The 17,008-nt window shown below is 60.3% G+C and carries 18 protein-coding genes; 13 read left to right on the top strand and 5 right to left on the bottom strand.

What is annotated here, in order from left to right; genetic code table 11:
• Positions 1–149 precede the first annotated feature (149 nt).
• Positions 150–1,811 carry an energy-dependent translational throttle protein EttA gene (ettA, locus tag R6W86_RS17515; protein WP_410330628.1) on the bottom strand — a complete coding sequence of 554 codons (1,662 nt, stop codon included), beginning with the start codon at positions 1,809–1,811 and terminating at the stop codon, positions 150–152.
• A gap of 259 nt (positions 1,812–2,070) precedes the next feature.
• Between ettA and glyA the strand changes: the two genes are divergently transcribed.
• The 8 genes from glyA to R6W86_RS17475 all read left to right on the top strand — a co-directional run bounded on the left by glyA (position 2,071) and on the right by R6W86_RS17475 (position 8,686).
• Positions 2,071–3,324 carry a serine hydroxymethyltransferase gene (glyA, locus tag R6W86_RS17510; RefSeq protein WP_410330627.1) on the top strand — a complete coding sequence of 418 codons (1,254 nt, stop codon included), beginning with the start codon at positions 2,071–2,073 and terminating at the stop codon, positions 3,322–3,324.
• Between the two features lie 69 nt (positions 3,325–3,393).
• Entirely contained in the window at positions 3,394–3,912 is a 519-nt protein-coding gene (nrdR, locus tag R6W86_RS17505; protein ID WP_092005696.1) for a transcriptional regulator NrdR, read from the top strand.
• Entirely contained in the window at positions 3,909–5,024 is a 1,116-nt protein-coding gene (gene ribD / locus R6W86_RS17500; RefSeq protein ID WP_410330626.1) for a bifunctional diaminohydroxyphosphoribosylaminopyrimidine deaminase/5-amino-6-(5-phosphoribosylamino)uracil reductase RibD, read from the top strand. The genes nrdR and ribD overlap by 4 nt, the downstream gene beginning before the upstream one ends.
• A gap of 65 nt (positions 5,025–5,089) precedes the next feature.
• Complete coding sequence (gene ribBA, locus R6W86_RS17495; protein ID WP_410330625.1) at positions 5,090–6,205, top strand: bifunctional 3,4-dihydroxy-2-butanone-4-phosphate synthase/GTP cyclohydrolase II; 1,116 nt, start codon at positions 5,090–5,092, stop codon at positions 6,203–6,205.
• A gap of 47 nt (positions 6,206–6,252) precedes the next feature.
• A complete protein-coding gene (ribE, locus tag R6W86_RS17490) occupies positions 6,253–6,729 on the top strand; it encodes a 6,7-dimethyl-8-ribityllumazine synthase (protein ID WP_410330624.1) in 477 nt (158 codons plus the stop codon).
• Positions 6,729–7,205 (top strand): transcription antitermination factor NusB, encoded by a 477-nt coding sequence (gene nusB / locus R6W86_RS17485; protein WP_410330623.1) that lies wholly within the window; start codon positions 6,729–6,731, stop codon positions 7,203–7,205. Before ribE ends, nusB begins: the two co-directional genes overlap by 1 nt.
• Before the next feature lie 3 nt (positions 7,206–7,208).
• On the top strand, positions 7,209–8,162 hold the full coding sequence (gene thiL / locus R6W86_RS17480) for a thiamine-phosphate kinase (protein WP_410330622.1): 954 nt from the start codon (positions 7,209–7,211) through the stop codon (positions 8,160–8,162).
• The gene (locus R6W86_RS17475) at positions 8,159–8,686 is read left to right on the top strand and encodes a phosphatidylglycerophosphatase A (RefSeq protein ID WP_410330621.1); all 528 of its coding nucleotides are present in this window, start codon (positions 8,159–8,161) and stop codon (positions 8,684–8,686) included. Before thiL ends, R6W86_RS17475 begins: the two co-directional genes overlap by 4 nt.
• A 21-nt stretch (positions 8,687–8,707) precedes the next feature.
• On the opposite strand, the gene R6W86_RS17470 is transcribed toward R6W86_RS17475, so the two are convergent.
• The gene (locus tag R6W86_RS17470; protein ID WP_410330620.1) at positions 8,708–8,911 is read right to left on the bottom strand and encodes a DUF6316 family protein; all 204 of its coding nucleotides are present in this window, start codon (positions 8,909–8,911) and stop codon (positions 8,708–8,710) included.
• 258 nt (positions 8,912–9,169) lie between these two features.
• On the opposite strand from R6W86_RS17470, the gene R6W86_RS17465 reads away from it, so the two are divergent.
• Entirely contained in the window at positions 9,170–9,823 is a 654-nt protein-coding gene (locus R6W86_RS17465; protein WP_410330619.1) for a DUF2057 family protein, read from the top strand.
• 23 nt (positions 9,824–9,846) lie between these two features.
• Here R6W86_RS17465 and R6W86_RS17460 read toward each other — a convergent pair whose 3' ends face one another.
• The gene (locus R6W86_RS17460; protein WP_410330652.1) at positions 9,847–11,511 is read right to left on the bottom strand and encodes a wax ester/triacylglycerol synthase domain-containing protein; all 1,665 of its coding nucleotides are present in this window, start codon (positions 11,509–11,511) and stop codon (positions 9,847–9,849) included.
• A 120-nt stretch (positions 11,512–11,631) separates the two neighbouring features.
• On the bottom strand, positions 11,632–12,543 hold the full coding sequence (locus R6W86_RS17455) for a LysR substrate-binding domain-containing protein (RefSeq protein WP_410330618.1): 912 nt from the start codon (positions 12,541–12,543) through the stop codon (positions 11,632–11,634).
• A gap of 98 nt (positions 12,544–12,641) precedes the next feature.
• Between R6W86_RS17455 and R6W86_RS17450 the strand changes: the two genes are divergently transcribed.
• Positions 12,642–13,631, top strand: coding sequence for a glutathione S-transferase family protein (locus tag R6W86_RS17450; protein WP_410330617.1), 990 nt, complete (start codon positions 12,642–12,644; stop codon positions 13,629–13,631).
• Positions 13,632–13,744: 113 nt separating this feature from the next.
• On the opposite strand, the gene R6W86_RS17445 is transcribed toward R6W86_RS17450, so the two are convergent.
• On the bottom strand, positions 13,745–14,713 hold the full coding sequence (locus tag R6W86_RS17445; protein ID WP_410330616.1) for a polyprenyl synthetase family protein: 969 nt from the start codon (positions 14,711–14,713) through the stop codon (positions 13,745–13,747).
• Positions 14,714–15,055: 342 nt separating this feature from the next.
• On the opposite strand from R6W86_RS17445, the gene rplU reads away from it, so the two are divergent.
• From rplU to cgtA, 3 genes are all read left to right on the top strand, one after another.
• Positions 15,056–15,367 (top strand): 50S ribosomal protein L21, encoded by a 312-nt coding sequence (rplU, locus tag R6W86_RS17440; protein ID WP_410330615.1) that lies wholly within the window; start codon positions 15,056–15,058, stop codon positions 15,365–15,367.
• A 35-nt stretch (positions 15,368–15,402) separates the two neighbouring features.
• Entirely contained in the window at positions 15,403–15,663 is a 261-nt protein-coding gene (gene rpmA, locus R6W86_RS17435) for a 50S ribosomal protein L27 (protein WP_410330614.1), read from the top strand.
• Between the two features lie 142 nt (positions 15,664–15,805).
• A complete protein-coding gene (cgtA, locus tag R6W86_RS17430) occupies positions 15,806–17,002 on the top strand; it encodes an Obg family GTPase CgtA (protein WP_410330613.1) in 1,197 nt (398 codons plus the stop codon).
• The last annotated feature ends 6 nt before the right edge of the window (positions 17,003–17,008 follow it).

The raw sequence follows: 17,008 nt of genomic DNA, 5'->3' as shown, positions 1-17,008 counted from the left end.
ACGGGGTCAGATGAAGGCCTTCATCTGACCCCATTTTCGGGCCAAACTTAATCTCCGGGGTCTGAAGAAAGCCTTCTTCTGACCCCTTCTTCAATTCATTAACTCGGGGCCAGATCAAAGCTTTGATCTGACCCCACTTTCACTCACCTTCAGGCGAGCTTCTTATACTTCATCCGCTTGGGCTGCATCGCGGAATCGCCCTTGCGCTTCTTGAAGTCCTCGTCGTACTCGCTGAAGTTGCCTTCGAAGTAGACCACCTCACCATCATCCTCGAATGCGAGGATATGGGTGGCCACCCGGTCCAGGAACCAGCGGTCGTGCGAGATCACCAGGGCTGAGCCCGGGAAGTTCAGCAGAGCTTCTTCCAGTGCGCGCAGGGTTTCCACGTCCAGATCGTTGGTGGGCTCGTCCAGCAGCAGGACGTTGCCACCCTGTTTCAGCAGCTTGGCCAGATGCAGGCGGTTACGCTCACCACCGGACAGGTCGCCGACCCGCTTCTGCTGGTCGCTGCCCTTGAAGTTGAAGCGGCCCACATAGGCGCGGGACGGGGTCTCGTAGTTGCCGACCTTGATGATGTCCTGGCCGTCGGACAGCTCTTCCCAGACGGTCTTGCTGCCGTCCAGATCCCGCATCTGATCAACGTAGGCAGTGTCTACCGTCTCACCGACGGTAATGTCGCCGGTATCGGGTTTGTCATAACCCGCGATCATCTTGAACAGTGTGGACTTACCGGCACCGTTACCACCGATAATGCCGACGATGGCTCCCGGCGGTACGCTGAAGGACACGTCTTCGTATAGCAGGCGGTCGCCGAAGGACTTGCTGATGCCCTCCACCTCGATCACCTTGTTGCCCAGGCGCGGTCCGGGCGGAATATACAGCTCGTTGGTCTCGTTGCGCTTCTGGAATTCCTGGGAGCTCATCTCCTCGAAGCGGGCCAGACGGGCCTTGCTCTTGGACTGGCGGCCCTTGGCGTTACTGCGAACCCACTCCAGTTCCTGCTTGATGGCCTTCTGGTGGGAAGCCTCCTGCTTGGCTTCCATCTCCAGGCGCTTCTCCTTGTTCTCCAGCCATTGGCTGTAGTTGCCCTCGAACGGGATGCCGTGGCCACGGTCCAGTTCCAGGATCCAGCCGGCCACGTTGTCCAGGAAGTAACGGTCGTGGGTGATGGCAACCACCGTACCTTCGTAATCGTGGAGGAAGCGCTCCAGCCAGGCCACGGATTCAGCATCCAGGTGGTTGGTAGGCTCGTCGAGCAGCAGCATGTCCGGGCCGGACAGCAGCAGGCGGCACAGAGCCACCCGGCGGCGCTCACCACCGGAAAGTACACTCACTTTCTGATCCCAGGGCGGCAGGCGCAACGCATCGGCCGCGACTTCCATCTTGCGTTCGATGTCGTGGCCATCGGTGGCCTGGATGTAAGCTTCCAGTTCGCCCTGCTTCTTGGCCAGGGCGTCGAAGTCGGCATCCGGTTCGGCGTAGGCCGCGTAGACCTGATCCAGTTCCGCCAGGGCGTCATGGACGCCGGCAACCGCTTCATCGACGATTTCCTTGACGGTCTTGTCTTCGTCCAGCTCCGGCTCCTGGGGCAGGTAGCCAACGTTGATGCCCGGTTGTGGGCGGGCTTCGCCGATGTAATCCTGATCCACTCCGGCCATAATACGCAGCAGGGTGGATTTACCGGCACCGTTCAAACCCAGTACGCCGATCTTGGCGCCCGGGAAGAAGCTCAGGGAAATGTCCTTGAGGATTTCACGCTTGGGCGGAACCACCTTGCCCACGCGGTTCATGGTGTATACGTACTGGGCCATAACTGGCTGTGTCCTCTGTTAAATTCGGAGGTAATAAAAAGCTACGTGCAGATTAGCCACGTAAGGTAGCGAAACAGGCTCGCTATGGCAATTGACGAAAAACCGAAGATTGCGATGTGACGGTATCCGCGGACGGTTTAAAAGATGATTTTTCACCCGATTTCAAGATAGAATAGCGGCCCAATTTTTCCGGGCCACCGGCGTTTTGTCTTCGCGGGCAGGGCGCCGGGCCAGCAAAGCACACAGAGGCAGCACATCCATGTTTAATCGTGATATGAAAATCGCCGGCTACGACGACGAACTCTGGACCGCGATGGAAGAGGAGCGCAAGCGTCAGGAAGCGCACATCGAACTGATCGCATCCGAGAACTATACCAGCCCGCGGGTGATGGAAGCCCAGGGTAGTGTGCTGACCAACAAATACGCCGAAGGCTACCCCGGCAAGCGTTACTACGGCGGTTGCGAGTTTGTCGACAAGGCCGAGGTGCTGGCCATCGAGCGCGCCAAGGAGCTGTTCGGTGCCGCCTACGCCAACGTCCAGCCGCACTCCGGCTCCCAGGCCAACTCCGCGGTGTTCATGGCTCTGCTCAAGCCGGGCGATACTGTGCTGGGCATGAGCCTGGCCCACGGTGGCCACCTGACCCACGGCGCCAGCGTCAACTTCTCCGGCAAGATCTACAACGCAGTGCAGTATGGCATCAACAACGAAACCGGCCTGATCGACTATGACGAAGTCGAGAAGCTGGCGGTGGAGCACAAGCCGAAGATGATCATCGCTGGCTTCTCCGCCTACTCCCAGGAGCTGGACTTTGCCCGCTTCCGCGAGATCGCCGACAAGGTGGGTGCGTATCTGTTCGTGGACATGGCCCACGTGGCCGGCCTGGTCGCCGCTGGCGTCTACCCGGATCCGGTGCCCCACGCCCACGTGGTGGCAACCACGACCCACAAGACCCTGCGCGGTCCCCGTGGCGGTCTGATTCTCGCCTGCGACGACGAAGATCTGCATAAGAAGCTCAACTCCGCCGTCTTCCCGGGCAGCCAGGGCGGCCCGCTGATGCACGTGATCGCTGCCAAGGCGGTCTGCTTCAAGGAAGCCATGAGCGACGAGTTCAAGGCCTATCAGCAGCAGGTGGTCAAGAACGCGGCTGCCATGGCAGACGTGTTCATTGAGCGCGGTTACGACGTGGTTTCCGGTGGCACCAGGAACCACTTGTTCCTGGTCAGCCTGATCAAGCAGGACATCACCGGTAAGGATGCGGATGCGGCGCTGGGCCGTGCCCACATCACCGTCAACAAGAACGCGGTCCCGAACGACCCGCGTTCCCCGTTCGTCACCTCCGGTCTGCGGATCGGCACCCCGGCCGTCACTACCCGTGGTTTCGGTGAGTCCGAGTGCCGTGATCTGGCCGGCTGGATGTGCGACATCCTCGACAACCTGGAAGACGCCGCCGTCAACGCCCGGGTGCGCGAGCAGGTCGAAGCCCTGTGCGCCCGCTTCCCGGTCTACGGCTAAACTTCTGGCAAGACCCCGCCGGACCGGTCAACTGATTGCCGGTCCGGCTCCTCTCCGGAGTTCCCGATTATGCATTGTCCTTTCTGTGGTGAAGCAGATACCAAGGTGATTGACTCTCGGCTGGTGGCCGAGGGGGATCAGGTGCGTCGCCGCAGGGAGTGCCTGTCCTGCCATGAGCGCTTCACAACCTTTGAAACCGCCGAGCTGGTCATGCCCCGCGTGGTCAAGCAGGACGGGACTCGGCAGCCGTTTGACGAGGACAAGTTGCGGGCCGGTCTGATGAAGGCGCTGGAAAAGCGGCCGGTGAGCATCGAGGAGATCGATGCGGCCCTGAACCGGATCAAGTACCGCCTGCGGGCCACCGGTGAGCGGGAAGTGAAATCCATGCAGCTAGGCGAAGAGGTGATGACCGAGCTGCGTCAGCTGGACAAGGTGGCCTATGTCCGCTTTGCCTCGGTTTACCGTAGTTTCCAGGACATCAACGAGTTCAAGGAAGAGATTGAGCGGCTGTCTGCCAACAACGGCGAGAACGCCGTGGACGTGGCCAAGGCGCTGGCGGACAACCATTCCCGGAAAGGCAAGTCATGACCGACGTCCGTGACAGGGCGATGATGGCCCGCGCCGTCCAGCTGGCCTGGCGGGGGCGCTACTCTACCCACCCGAATCCTCGCGTTGGCTGTGTCATTGCCCAGGGGGACCGTATCGTGGGTGAGGGTTGGCATGAGCGCGCCGGCGAGGCCCATGCCGAGATCCGGGCACTGAGTCAGGCTGGTGCAGAAGCGCGGGATGCTACGGCTTACGTGACGCTGGAGCCCTGCAGTCATTTCGGTCGGACGCCACCCTGCGCCCGTGCGCTGATTGAAGCGGGGGTGCCCCGGGTTTTCGCCGCGACCAAGGATCCCAACCCGTCGGTTTCAGGCCGTGGCCTGGATATGCTTCGCGATGCCGGCATCAAGGTCACGGAAGGTTTGCTGGCGGATGAAGCCGTCCGGTTGAATCCGGGCTTCATGAAACGCATGAACACCGGGCGCCCCTGGGTGCGCCTGAAAATGGCTGCCAGCCTGGACGGCCGGACCGCCATGGCTTCCGGCGAAAGCCAGTGGATCACCGGCCCGGAAGCCCGGCGTGACGTCCAGCGCCTCAGGGCGATGAGTGACGCGATCCTGACCGGTGTCGGTACCGTGCTGGCGGATGATCCTTCCATGACCGTACGTCGGGAGGAATTGGGCGACATCGGTGATGCCACCGAGCCCTCTCGCCAACCGCTTCGGGTAATCGCGGACAGGGATGCGCGTACACCGGCCTCGGCCACCATCCTCCAAGGTGGCAACGTCCAGCTGTTCTGTGCCTCGTCCGCCCTGCCGTCAGCGCCTGCTCAGGATCTCGCGGCGCTGGGGATCAGTCTTACCGGCGTAGCCTGGAAGGACAACGGCGTCGACGTGGCCGAGTTGCTGGATTCCCTGGGCGAGCTCGGCATCAACGAGTTGCTGGTGGAGGCCGGGCCGACCCTGGCCGGCACGTTCATCAGCGAGAACCTGGTGGATGAACTCTGGCTTTACCAGGCGCCGGTATTTCTCGGCAGTACCGGACGACCCACGGCAAACTTGCCACTGGAAACCATGGCGGACAAGGTACAATGGAGCGTACTGGACAGGCGTCAGGTTGGAGAGGATCAGCGCCTGATCCTGGCTCCACGCTAATTTACTAAATTCATGGCCCGGGCAGGGTGGATGCCTGCCGGGAAGCCAAAAGGGTGCGACACCGTATGGCACTGAACAGCATTGAAGAAATCATCGAAGATATCCGTCAGGGCAAGATGGTCATTCTGATGGATGATGAGGACCGGGAAAACGAGGGCGACCTGGTGATGGCGGCCGAGCATTGTACGCCGGAAGCCATCAACTTCATGGCCCGGTTCGGCCGCGGCCTGATTTGCATGCCCATGACCCGCGATCGTTGCGAGCAGCTGGGCCTGCCCCTGATGGTACAGCAGAATGCCTCCGGATTCGGTACCAAGTTCACCCTGTCCATTGAAGCCCGGGAAGGTGTGACCACCGGCATTTCCGCCGCCGATCGCGCCCGCACCGTGCAGGCTGCGGTGGCGCGGAATGCCAAGGCGCCGGACCTGGTCCAGCCGGGACATATTTTCCCGCTGATGTCCGATCCCGGTGGTGTGCTCAGCCGTGCCGGCCACACCGAGGCCTCCTGTGACCTGGCCGCGCTGGCCGGTTGCGAGCCGGCCGGTGTGATCTGCGAGATCATGAACGACGACGGCTCCATGGCCCGCCGGGAAGACCTCGAGCGCTTCGCCGAGGAACACGATCTGAAGATTGGCACCATTGCCGACCTGATCCACTACCGCACCATTAACGAGCGGACCATCGAGTGCGTTGAGGAAAATGAGCTTGATACCGAATACGGTGTCTTCAACCTGCGCACGTACCGGGACAACATCCAGGGTGCCACCCACCTGGCCATGGTCATGGGTGATATCACTCCGGAAGAGCCGGCGTTTGTGCGGGTCCACATCACCGACACGCTGCGTGACCTGCTGGGCGCCCGGCGCAAGGATTCCCGGAGCTGGCCGTTGCACCATGCCCTGGAAAAGGTCGCCAGTGAGGGCCGTGGCGTTGTGGTGTTGCTCAACAGCGCGGAAGACAGCTACAACCTCGAGGACCGGATTCACGAGTTCTTCGACGAAGGCCAGAAATCTGCCGGCAAGGGCAGTTCTGGCGTCTATTTCACCGTGGGAACCGGATCGCAGATCCTTCGGGACATCGGTGTTGGCAAAATGCGCCTGCTGAGCCCCCCCATCAAGTTTTCCGCCATTTCCGGCTTTGATCTGGAAGTGGTGGAGTACGTTCCCTACACCCCCGAATGAGAAACCCGGCCGTCCAGTAGGCTGGGCGTCCAGTGAAGGAGCCATCGATGGCAGATATCAAGGTAATTGAAGGTGATTTTACCCAGTGCAGCGGCCGTTACGCCCTGGTCGTGGGTCGTTTTAACGGTTTCGTTGTGGAAAGCCTGGTTGACGGCGCGGTAGATACACTGCGCCGGCACGGTATTTCCGACGACGACATTGCCATTATCCGGGTGCCGGGCGCCTATGAAATGCCGCTGGCGGTCAAGCGCGTGGCCGAGACCAGCGAGTATGATGCTATCATCGCCCTGGGCGCCGTCATTCGCGGTGGTACCCCCCATTTCGAGTACGTCGCCGGTGAGGCTGCCAGCGGTCTGGGCGCTGTGAGCCTGGAAACGGATGTGCCGGTGACCTTCGGTGTTCTGACCGTGGATTCCATCGAGCAGGCCATCGAGCGCTCCGGTACCAAGGCCGGCAACAAGGGCGCCGAAGCGGCCATCACCGCGCTGGAAATGGTCAGCCTGTTCAAGAAGCTGGGTGAGTGATGAGCGAAACTGAAGGCACTACCCCTCAGCAGCCCGCCTCCGGGCAACCCAAGGCCGGCGATCGCCGCCGTGCCCGGGTGCTGGCAATGCAGGGACTGTATCAGCGCCACTTCAGCAAGAGTTCGATCTCCGACATCGAGGCCGAATTCATTGTCGACAACGACATGAGCAAGGTGGATCTGCTGTACTTCCGGGACCTGCTACGTGGCGTGCACCGGGAGCAAGGCGAGCTCGACGGTTTGCTGGAACCGTTCCTGGACCGCCCTCTGGATGAGGTGGATCCCATCGAGTTGGCCATCGTCCGTCTGGGCGCCTACGAGCTCAAGAACCGGTTGGACGTGCCCTACCGGGTCGTCATCAACGAGGGAATTGAGCTGGCCAAGCGCTTCGGTGGTACCGAAGGCCACAAGTTTGTTAACAGCATCCTCGACAAGCTCAGCCGTCGTCTTCGCCTGGCCGAGACGCGTCCGCGCTGAGTAATGGGCGAGTTTGAGCTGATCCGCCGTTATTTCCTGCCCGTGGCTGAGCAACGGGGCCATCCGGACCTGCTGCTGGCTCTGGGAGATGACTGCGCAATCCAGCGCGTTCCGGCTGATCAGGACCTGGTGTTTTCAGTAGACACCCAGGTTGAAGGTCGTCACTTCCCCCAACACTACCGTTCCGAGTTCACCGCCTGGCGAGCATTGGCGTCGGCCGCCAGTGATCTGGCGGCCATGGGTGCGACTCCAGTTTGTTTTACCCTGGCTCTGACGCTGCCTGAGGCTGATGAAAGCTGGCTCGAAGGTTTCGGCAGAGGCCTGGCACAGGCGGCCTCCCGGTTCGGGCTGGCACTGGCTGGGGGCGATACCACCCGTGGCCCGCTGACCATCTCCATCCAGGTGCACGGCACGGTTCCGAGAGGGCAGGGGTTGATGCGCTCAGGAGCAAAGGCCAATGACTTGGTGGCGGTGTCTGGTACCCTTGGCGATGCCGGCGCAGCCCTGGACTTCCTGGATGTGCAGGAGCCGGATGACGATGAGCGCGCATTGTTGGAGCGTTATCACCATCCGTTGCCCAGGTTAGAGTTGGGGCAGGCTCTGCGAGGGTTCGCATCCGCCTGCATTGATATCTCCGATGGCCTGATTGCCGACCTCGGGCATATCCTTGAGCGCTCCGGTGTGGGCGCTATCCTGAACCCGGAGCTGCTTCCGTTATCAACGCCGTTACACCGTTGTGCCGGTGAGCGTGCCCCCCGCCTGGCTTTGTCCTCCGGTGATGACTATGAGTTGTGCGTCACCATCAGCGAAAAGCACTGGGGTGCGCTTCCTGAGGGCGTGAAAAACCAGTTGACGGTGGTTGGTCGTATCGATCGGGGGCAGGGCGTTCGGTTTGAAGGTGGTGCGCTGGCGGATTCGGGTGTCCGGGGTTTCGATCATTTCGGGAGTATTTCATGAGTCGTGAGCAAGACCTCGGAGAACCTGAACTGACGCAAGCACTTCTGCCGCCAGGATTTCTCAAGCATCCGGTGCATTTTCTGGCGTTCGGGTTCGGCAGTGGGGCGGCGGCCCGGGCTCCCGGAACCTGGGGCAGCCTGGCCGCGATTCCGCTCTGGTACGGGATCGCCTGGTTACCTGGCGTGGCCTACTGGGCCGTGGTTGCGCTGGCCTTTCTGGTGGGGATCTGGCTGTGCGGAAAAACGGCCGAGGACCTGAAGGTCCACGACCATGGCGGAATTGTCTGGGATGAGTTTGTCGGCATGTGGATCGCCCTGGGACTGTTCCCGGACCAGATCTACGGCGTGCTTATGGCCTTTGCCCTTTTCCGCCTGTTCGACGTGGTCAAGCCGTGGCCCATCGGCTGGCTGGACGAACGATTGCCAGGTGGTCTGGGCATTATGGTGGATGATGTTGTAGCCGGCTTTATGGCCCTCGGCTGCCTCTACGCCATTGACCGCTGGCTGATGCCCATCATTATCTGATTGGCAAAGGCCGGATGCGGGTCAGTGCAGCTTCTGCTCCTCCGGAAGCATCCGGACGACGTGCAGAAAACGCTTCAGACCGATTTCCGCCCTCTCTCGCGAACTGAAGGGGCCACTGTCAAATCCTTCCCGGGTGGTGAAGTACCACTTGCTCCCGACGCAGAAGAAACGACTGCTGCGAAAGGGCGCGGGCCCTTCTTCTCCGGACCTGCATTGAGTGTCCATTGATGCCTCCTGAGCCCGTTTCTGGTTTTATACTTTCGGGCGCCGTATGGATTCAGCCGATGGTTTAAAATTAATCCAATCCGGATCAAATTCAACATTTTTTTACATTTTTACGATGCCGGTCCCAGAAGTGGATTTCGACGCCCCGGTCCCGAACCTTGCGGTTGTCTTGCGCTTGCAATGGTGGAGGGGCAGAATGCAGGGCATCGAGTGTGGACCTCAACACCCTTCCTTTTCCAGTGATATCAAGGAGATTTCATGTTAATCAGCCGTGTAACTGCCGCGTGCAAGTCTTTGTTGGCCGGAATGCTTGTGCTTGCCCTGGCCGGATGTGCCTCCAGCATCAGTCGGGTGGAAACCTGGGAAGGGGAGCCGGCGAACGCCGCTGATGCCGCCACCCTCAAGGCTCCGGGGGAGATCCAGGTCAGCAGAGTGAACGGCCAGTCGGTCACCAACTTCATGATGGATGATCTGGTCCTCGATTATGCCCTGCTGCCGGGCCAGAGCGAGGTTGTGTTTACCTATAAGACCATCTGGGCAAAATCCGGCGTGGTCGAGAACGGTGAATCAAAGGTCCACGTCGTCGAGAGCGAGCCGCAGGTTATCCGTTTTGATGCCATTCCAGGCGCGGTCTATCGTTTTGAGTTCGAAAAGCCCTCGAGCCGTGCCGAGGCCGAGCAGATGATCGAGACTTTCTCGGCTGTGATTGTCAGCGAGAGCGGCCAGGAAGTGGCCTCCTCCAGTGACTGGGATCCCCAGCAGAGTGTGGCGGCCCGCGCGCCAATTCCGGCTTCAGGCCCCGATGGTGCCGGCGTTGCTGTAACCGGAACGGCCCTGGAGCAGCTCAAGTCGATCTGGGCCACTGCCAGCGAGGAAGAGAAACGCGCTTTTCTGCGCTGGGCGTTCGAGTAAACTGCTCTCCGCGCAAGATTCTGTCAGGCGCGAAATCGCTTCAGGGTCTTGCGCAGTGCGCCCTCGAGAAAGGTCAGGGCCTCATCGGTTAGACTCTGACCTGTTACCTCTCCTGGTACCTCCCCGTTTTCCGCCGGCTCCACATTCAGGGCATTTGACTCGATACTCGCGAGGCTCTCCTCGACCAGGTCCGGCAGTGACAGGCCATCTGCTACCACGTCCGGGCACAGGGTGAAATTCAGGGTCAGCTTACCCTGATAACTCACTGCCACGATCACCAGGCCCAAGCTGTCAAATAGCGGCGCAGTGTTGTACTGGCGTACCAGCCGCGCTCCCTGCAGGTACAGCGGTACCTGGGGCCCGGGTACATTGGTGATCGGGAGATTGAACACTGGTTGATAGCGCTGGGCGATCTGCAATTCCGAGTACAGTCTGGCTGACAGAGCCAGCATGGTCGAAGGGAGCAGTTCGGTAAGCCGGTCGGCTGCGATGGCCTCCCGGTAAGGCTCGGAGGCGACCGCGTTCCAGTGGATCTGGCGAATGCGTTTGGCGGGATCCGGCTCGTTGGTGGCCAGGTCCAGCAACATGGCGGACATCTGATTGCCCGTAGCCCGGTGCAGGCTGCTGGAGCGAACCGAAATCGGCGTCATGGCCACTAGGGAGCGGTCAGTATCGGCCTTTTGGGTTACCAGATACCGGCGCAGCGTCTCGGCGCATAGCCCGAGTACCGCGTCGTTCAGGGTGACGTCCCCCAGTGTGGTCTTGACGGCCTTCAGTCTGGAGAGTTCAACCGTGGTGGCCACAATCTGTCTGTTGGCGGTGATCTGGCGATTGAACGGGCTGTGGGGTGCCGAAAACAGGGGCAGGGGTAGTGGCAGTTTTCGCAACTGCTTGTGGATGACGCCGCGGGCCGTGGCCTCGGCGGCCGTCATCGCCAGAGAGGTAAGCTGCAGCGGGGTGCGTAGCAGATTCGCCCCGGCCTGAAGCATGACCCGCTCCTCCGAGGGCTCCGGGCACGGCTGCCACGGCCGCGGCGGCGTGATTGGCCGGGGTTCTGGCATGTATTCCAAGAGCTTGCCAATGATCTCCTCGCCGTTGAAGGCGTCAATGGCGGCGTGGTGCAGCTTGACGATCAGCGCAAAGCCCTTGTTTCCGCCCGAACCCTGGTGCTCGCCCCCCAAGCCGGGGTCAGAAGAACGCTTTCTTCTGACCCCATGTTCATCCTCGCCCTCGCGGCCACCCCCGGGGTCTGAAGAACTTGTTCTTCTGACCCCACTTTCATCCCTGCCCCCTCTTTCAACACCAAGGGTAAAACCATCCACAAAAGTAATATGCCACAACGGTCGATCCCGCTTCAGCGGCTCCTCCAATATCTTCGACGCCAGCGCCATCAAATCAGACTGATGACTATGCTCCGCCAGGTTCACATAGGCCAGGTGACGCTCGATGCTGAAGTCGGGATCATCCATCCAGTAGGGGCGACCGAGCCGGAGCGGAATCTCCTTCAGGCGCTGGCGGAAGACGGGAACCACATGCAGGCGGCTGCGCAGATAAGCAACAAAGGTACTGAACGGGAGCGACTCGTTCCGGTTACTGGCATCGAACAGGTAAATCCCGCCAATGTGCATGGGCGTCGTTTCCGATTCCAGGTACAGGAACGATGCATCAAGTTCCGACAGCTGCCGCATCATGGGACTCCCTTCGACGTATTTTCCCGCAGTATAAACGAATGGCCGCTCAATCCGGTTGACTGAGGTGTCTGTCACTCGCCTGTTTCGTGGCCAGCGACGCAGCATGGATGATCCGTCTCACTCCCTGAGCCAGGAGCGGATGTCGGCGTCGTCCTGCAGTCGGTCCCAGAACCACATCAGCGCCTTGCCCTGATCCTCGGCATGGCGGGCAAGATGCAGCATGATCGGCTGGCGCGGTTCGTGAACTGCCTTCTCGACCAGCGTGCCCCTCTCAAGCTGGCTGAGAATGCGGGCCTTGGGTAGCCAGCCCACCCCCAACCCTGATTCCTGGATAGCGATCTTTTGGTCGATGTTGGCCATTGTCAGCGTGCGCTGGCGGTGGAAAATACCGGCGTGGCCGGGAGGCAAGGACCGGGACGTATCGGCGGCAACAGCGGCCGGGTAGTCGGAGATGTCCTCTTCCGACAGTGGCACTGTGGCACTGGCTAGCGGGTGGTTGGCAGCCACGGCAAAGACGAACTCCATCGCGCCAAGATTCGTGGTGGTGAAGTTGCCCGCAGGTTTGCTGAAGTGATCGGCCCCCACCACCAGGTCCACCCGGCGACTCTGCAGGGCGTCCCAGGCACCGGCAAAGACCTCCTCGACCACCTGGACGTCAACGGGAACGTCCAGGGTATGGAAGTCCCGGATAGCGGAAAAAAGGCACTGCGCGGGCAGTAACGAATTGAAACCGATCTTCAGCCGGGTTTCCCAGCCCTGGGCCACCTGCTTGGTGGTATGGGCGAGGTTCTCGGCGGCTTCCAGCAGGGCGCGGCCTTCCTCGAGCAGGTAACGACCGGCCGGGGTCAGGATGGCCCGGTGGCCGCTTCGGTCGTAGATATTGACGTCGAGGTCCTCTTCCAGTTTCTGGACCGTGTAGCTGATCGCCGATGGCACCCGGAACAGTTCCGCCGCGGCACCGGCAAAACTGCCCTTGCGGTCAATGGCATCAAGGACTTTCAGGGCTTCTATGGTGATGGCTGTATGCATGTTCGAAATATCTGAGGTAGTTGGCCAGAAATGCTTGTTTGAGAGGGTAGCAGGCGGGGCTTTATTCTTCCTTACAAATTATTGTGAAGGAGTTGATGATGGGACTTCTGGTCGATGGCAAATGGCAGGACAAGTGGTACGACACCGACAAGACCGGCGGAAAATTCGAGCGTGAAGCCGCCCGGTTCCGGAACTGGGTGACGGCAGACGGCTCGCCCGGTCCGAGTGGTGAAGGTGGTTTCAAGGCCGAGAGTGGCCGATACCATCTGTACGTGTCCATGGCCTGCCCCTGGGCGCATCGGACGCTGATCTTTCGCAGGCTCAAGGGGCTGGAAAAGCACATCTCTGTTTCCGTGGTCCACCCGGACATGGTCGAGAACGGCTGGGAGTTCCGGCCTGGGGACGCCCAGCATCAGGATCACCTCCATAACTTCCGGTTCATGCATGAGGTCTACACCAAAGCCGCGCCGGATTATACAGGTCGGGTGACCGTACCGACCTTGTGGGACAAGGAGCGGGAAACCATTGTTAGCAACGAATCCGCGGAGATCATCCGGATGTTCAATTCCGCCTTCAATGGCCTTGAGGGCGTGAACGCGGAGCTGGATTTCTACCCCGAATCACTGCGCCTGGAGATTGAGGAGGTCAACGAACGGGTCTATCACACCGTCAATAACGGTGTGTACAAGGCTGGTTTCGCCACGGTGCAGGATAAATATGAGGAGGCCTACCGGGCCTTGTTCGAGTCCCTCGATTGGCTGGAGGAACGATTGTCACGGCAGCGTTATCTGGTCGGGGAGCAGTTGACCGAAGCCGACTGGCGCCTGTTCACCACCCTGATCCGGTTCGATGCGGTGTACTACAGTCACTTCAAGTGTAATCGCCAGCCGATCCGGGAGTTTCCGAACCTCTCCGGCTACCTGAGAGACCTGTACCAGGTTCCGGGTGTGGCGGAAACGGTGGATATCGGACAGATCAAACGCCACTACTACGTGAGTCAGCGGACCATCAATCCGACACAGATCGTTCCGGTGGGGCCGGAGCTGGATTTCGATGCGCCCCATGGGCGGGATAAGTTCGGAGGGTGAGACCTAAGACGGGGTCGGATGAAAACCTTCATCTGACCCCAGCTTCATGTCGAACCTCAGGGGTCTGATGAAAGCCTTCATCTGACCCCATGTTCACTGACCCTATTTTCAGATCAACTCACCCGAGCAACCGCAACCTCGGTAAGCAGTTCCAGGGCTTCTTTGTGCCTGGTCTCCTCCAGGCCATCCAGACAAGCCCTGGCCAACTCCGACTGCTCCCGCGCTTTCGCCATCGTGTACTCAATCGCACCGGAGTCCCGGACGATCTGCAGGATGGCGGGCAGATCGTCCAACCCACCCTTGCGGATAGCCTGGCGAATCAACTGCCGTTCCTCGTTGCCCCCGTTGGCCATGGCATAAATCAGCGGCAGGGTGGTTTTGCCCTCCGCCAGGTCGTCGCCGACATTTTTGCCCATGGCTTCGGCATCACCCTGGTAATCGAGCACATCATCCACCAGCTGGAACGCCAGGCCCAGATGCTTGCCATAGTCCCGAAGCGCCTTTTCACGGGGTTCCTCCGCGCCAGCCAGCAATGCACCGGTGTGCGAGGCAGCCTCAAACAGCATGGCCGTCTTGTTGTGGATGACCTTCATGTACTGCTCTTCGGTCAGATCCGGGTTCTTCACGTTCATCAGCTGCATCACCTCACCCTCGGCAATCACCGCGGTGGCGTGGGACAGCACATCCATGATTGCCAGGCTTTTCAGCTCCACCATCATTTCGAACGCGCGGGCATAGAGGAAATCACCGACCAGGACGCTCGGTGCATTGCCCCACTTGGCATTCGCGGTGCTGCGGCCCCGGCGCAGGTTGGAGGTGTCCACCACGTCATCGTGGAGCAGGGTGGCGGTGTGCAGGAATTCGATCACGGCGGCAAGTTTGAGGTGGTCATCCTCCCCGTAGCCCAGGGCGCGGCTGGAGAGCAATACCAGTAGGGGCCTGAGTCGCTTACCGCCGCTTTCAATGATGTATTGGGCGATTTTTTCCACCAGGGGGACGTCCGAGGCAAGCCGCTGGATGATCAGGTCATTGACGTGACTGAAGTCATCGGCCACGGTGTCGTAGATGCGCTGGGCTGTCATGGGGCTTGAAGGTCCCTTGCTGGTGTTTCTGTTGATGTTTCGGGCAGGTCGCCGCAATGCTAGGTATTGGCGGGTATGGTGTCAACGTTAAGAAGGGGTAAGACGGGGTCAGAAGAAAGCTTTCTTCTGACCCCAAGTTCAATCTGGCCTCAGGGGCCTGATGAAAGTCTTCATCCGACCCCATCTTCGGGGCCACTCCAGACTTGCCTGGCTCCCCATCTTCCCGTACAATCACGCGCCCAACTCATCCCAACCTGCGCTCCCTGCTATAGGGTTGCCAGAGCGCTTCCCTTAGAACCAGGTGGATAAGAGCAGGGATGGGTCAATCGCGGAGACTAGTGAATGTACGCAGTTATTGTTAGCGGTGGTAAGCAGCACCGTGTAAAGGAAGGCGAGACTCTGAAGCTGGAAAAGCTGGAAGTTGAAACCGGTGGCACTGTCGATTTCGATCGCGTTCTGCTGGTAGCCGACGGCGACAACGTAAAAGTTGGCGCTCCGGTAGTAGATGGCGCCAAGGTTACCGCTGAAGTGGTCAGCCATGGCCGTCACGACAAGATTCAGATCATCAAGTTCCGTCGTCGTAAGCATCACATGAAGCGTCAGGGCCACCGTCAGTGGTTTACTGAAGTCAAGATCACGGGTATCCAGGGCTAAGCCCTCGAATTACCCCCTAGAGAAGGAGGCTGGTAATGGCTCATAAAAAGGCAGCAGGTAGTACCCGTAACGGTCGCGATTCCGAGTCGAAACGACTTGGTGTGAAACGCTTCGGCGGTCAGACCGTATCTGCAGGCAGCATCATCGTTCGTCAGCGTGGCACCCGTTTCCACGCTGGTTCCAACGTAGGCGTTGGCAAAGACCATACCCTGTTTGCGAAAGCAGACGGCCAGGTGAAGTTCGAAACCAAAGGCCCGCAGAGCCGCAAGTTTGTGAGCATCGTTCCGGCTGCGTAAGCAGCGGCGATCCGGTTCTGCAGAACCTTGGGTGGTTCTGATTTCCTGATATAGTCAGAAGTCAGAGCCATCCGGAGCCCCGCAAAGCTTCCTTGAGGCTGCGGGGCTTTTTAGTTTATGCGCAACGCGCAAAGGGTTGATCATGAAATTTGTAGATGAAGCCACCATCATTGTGGAGGCCGGCAAGGGCGGGCACGGTTGCCTGAGTTTCCGGCGCGAGAAATACGTTCCCAAGGGTGGCCCCGACGGCGGCGACGGCGGGGACGGTGGCTCCGTCTACCTGGAGGCGGACGGATCACTGAACACCCTGATCGATTACCGTTTCCAGCGTAAATACAAGGCCCAGAACGGCGAGCCCGGAGCTGGTCGCAACTGCACCGGAACCAAGGGTGAGGATATGGTGCTGCCGGTGCCGGTAGGCACCACGGTTGTGGACATGGATACCCATGAAGTTCTGGGTGACCTGACCCGTGAAGGTCAGCAACTGAAAGTGGCCCAGGGCGGCTTTCACGGCCTCGGCAACACCCGGTTCAAGTCCTCGGTCAACCGCGCTCCGCGTCAGACCACCAAGGGTTCGGAAGGTGAGGCTCGTAACCTGCGCCTGGAGCTCAAGGTGCTGGCCGATGTCGGGTTGCTCGGCATGCCCAATGCCGGCAAGTCCACGTTCATCCGTTCGGTTTCGGCCGCCAGGCCCAAGGTGGCGGATTATCCGTTTACCACGTTGGTGCCGAACCTGGGCGTGGTCAGTGTTCAGGCTCACCAGAGCTTCGTCATCGCGGATATTCCGGGGCTGATCGAGGGGGCTGCCGAGGGTGCCGGGCTGGGAATCCGTTTCCTGAAGCACCTCGTGCGAACCCGCCTGCTGTTGCACCTGGTGGATGTGGCCCCGTATGACGGTTCATCGCCAGCCGATGCGGTCCGGGCCATCGCCCAGGAACTGGAGAAGTTCAGTGAAACCCTGGCCAATCGCCCGCGCTGGCTGGTGCTGAACAAGGTGGACATGATCGCGGAGGAGGATCGTGATGCCCATTGCCAGGTCATCATTGACGAGCTTGGTTGGGACGGTCCCGTGTTCCGGATCTCAGCGATCACTGGTGAGGGTACCAAGCCTCTGGTTCAGGCGGTGATGCGCTGGATCGAGGATCAGGCCCAGGAAGAGGCCGAGAATCCGGACTTTGCCGAAGAAGAGGCGGCTCGCCGTCAGCGGATGGATGAGGAGGCCCGGGCCAAGATCGAGGCAGACCGCAAGGCGCGCCGTGCCGCGAGGCGGGATGAAGGCGATGACGACGATTTCGATGATGATGATTACGACGTTGAAATCGTTTACGCACCGGAATAAACCGAC

This window comes from Marinobacter sp., assembly GCF_046484525.1.
GTDB lineage: Bacteria > Pseudomonadota > Gammaproteobacteria > Pseudomonadales > Oleiphilaceae > Marinobacter.
This window is presented reverse-complemented; position numbering and strand designations above follow the sequence as displayed.

What these genes read in the sequence shown, in the direction of transcription:
- ettA (WP_410330628.1), bottom strand. Translation starts at nt 1,811, where the DNA reads ATGGCCCAGTACGTATACACCATGAACCGCGTGGGCAAGGTGGTTCCG.
- glyA (WP_410330627.1), top strand. Translation starts at nt 2,071, where the DNA reads ATGTTTAATCGTGATATGAAAATCGCCGGCTACGACGACGAACTCTGG.
- nrdR (WP_092005696.1), top strand. Translation starts at nt 3,394, where the DNA reads ATGCATTGTCCTTTCTGTGGTGAAGCAGATACCAAGGTGATTGACTCT.
- ribD (WP_410330626.1), top strand. Translation starts at nt 3,909, where the DNA reads ATGACCGACGTCCGTGACAGGGCGATGATGGCCCGCGCCGTCCAGCTG.
- ribBA (WP_410330625.1), top strand. Translation starts at nt 5,090, where the DNA reads ATGGCACTGAACAGCATTGAAGAAATCATCGAAGATATCCGTCAGGGC.
- ribE (WP_410330624.1), top strand. Translation starts at nt 6,253, where the DNA reads ATGGCAGATATCAAGGTAATTGAAGGTGATTTTACCCAGTGCAGCGGC.
- nusB (WP_410330623.1), top strand. Translation starts at nt 6,729, where the DNA reads ATGAGCGAAACTGAAGGCACTACCCCTCAGCAGCCCGCCTCCGGGCAA.
- thiL (WP_410330622.1), top strand. Translation starts at nt 7,209, where the DNA reads ATGGGCGAGTTTGAGCTGATCCGCCGTTATTTCCTGCCCGTGGCTGAG.
- R6W86_RS17475 (WP_410330621.1), top strand. Translation starts at nt 8,159, where the DNA reads ATGAGTCGTGAGCAAGACCTCGGAGAACCTGAACTGACGCAAGCACTT.
- R6W86_RS17470 (WP_410330620.1), bottom strand. Translation starts at nt 8,911, where the DNA reads ATGGACACTCAATGCAGGTCCGGAGAAGAAGGGCCCGCGCCCTTTCGC.
- R6W86_RS17465 (WP_410330619.1), top strand. Translation starts at nt 9,170, where the DNA reads ATGTTAATCAGCCGTGTAACTGCCGCGTGCAAGTCTTTGTTGGCCGGA.
- R6W86_RS17460 (WP_410330652.1), bottom strand. Translation starts at nt 11,511, where the DNA reads ATGCGGCAGCTGTCGGAACTTGATGCATCGTTCCTGTACCTGGAATCG.
- R6W86_RS17455 (WP_410330618.1), bottom strand. Translation starts at nt 12,543, where the DNA reads ATGCATACAGCCATCACCATAGAAGCCCTGAAAGTCCTTGATGCCATT.
- R6W86_RS17450 (WP_410330617.1), top strand. Translation starts at nt 12,642, where the DNA reads ATGGGACTTCTGGTCGATGGCAAATGGCAGGACAAGTGGTACGACACC.
- R6W86_RS17445 (WP_410330616.1), bottom strand. Translation starts at nt 14,713, where the DNA reads ATGACAGCCCAGCGCATCTACGACACCGTGGCCGATGACTTCAGTCAC.
- rplU (WP_410330615.1), top strand. Translation starts at nt 15,056, where the DNA reads ATGTACGCAGTTATTGTTAGCGGTGGTAAGCAGCACCGTGTAAAGGAA.
- rpmA (WP_410330614.1), top strand. Translation starts at nt 15,403, where the DNA reads ATGGCTCATAAAAAGGCAGCAGGTAGTACCCGTAACGGTCGCGATTCC.
- cgtA (WP_410330613.1), top strand. Translation starts at nt 15,806, where the DNA reads ATGAAATTTGTAGATGAAGCCACCATCATTGTGGAGGCCGGCAAGGGC.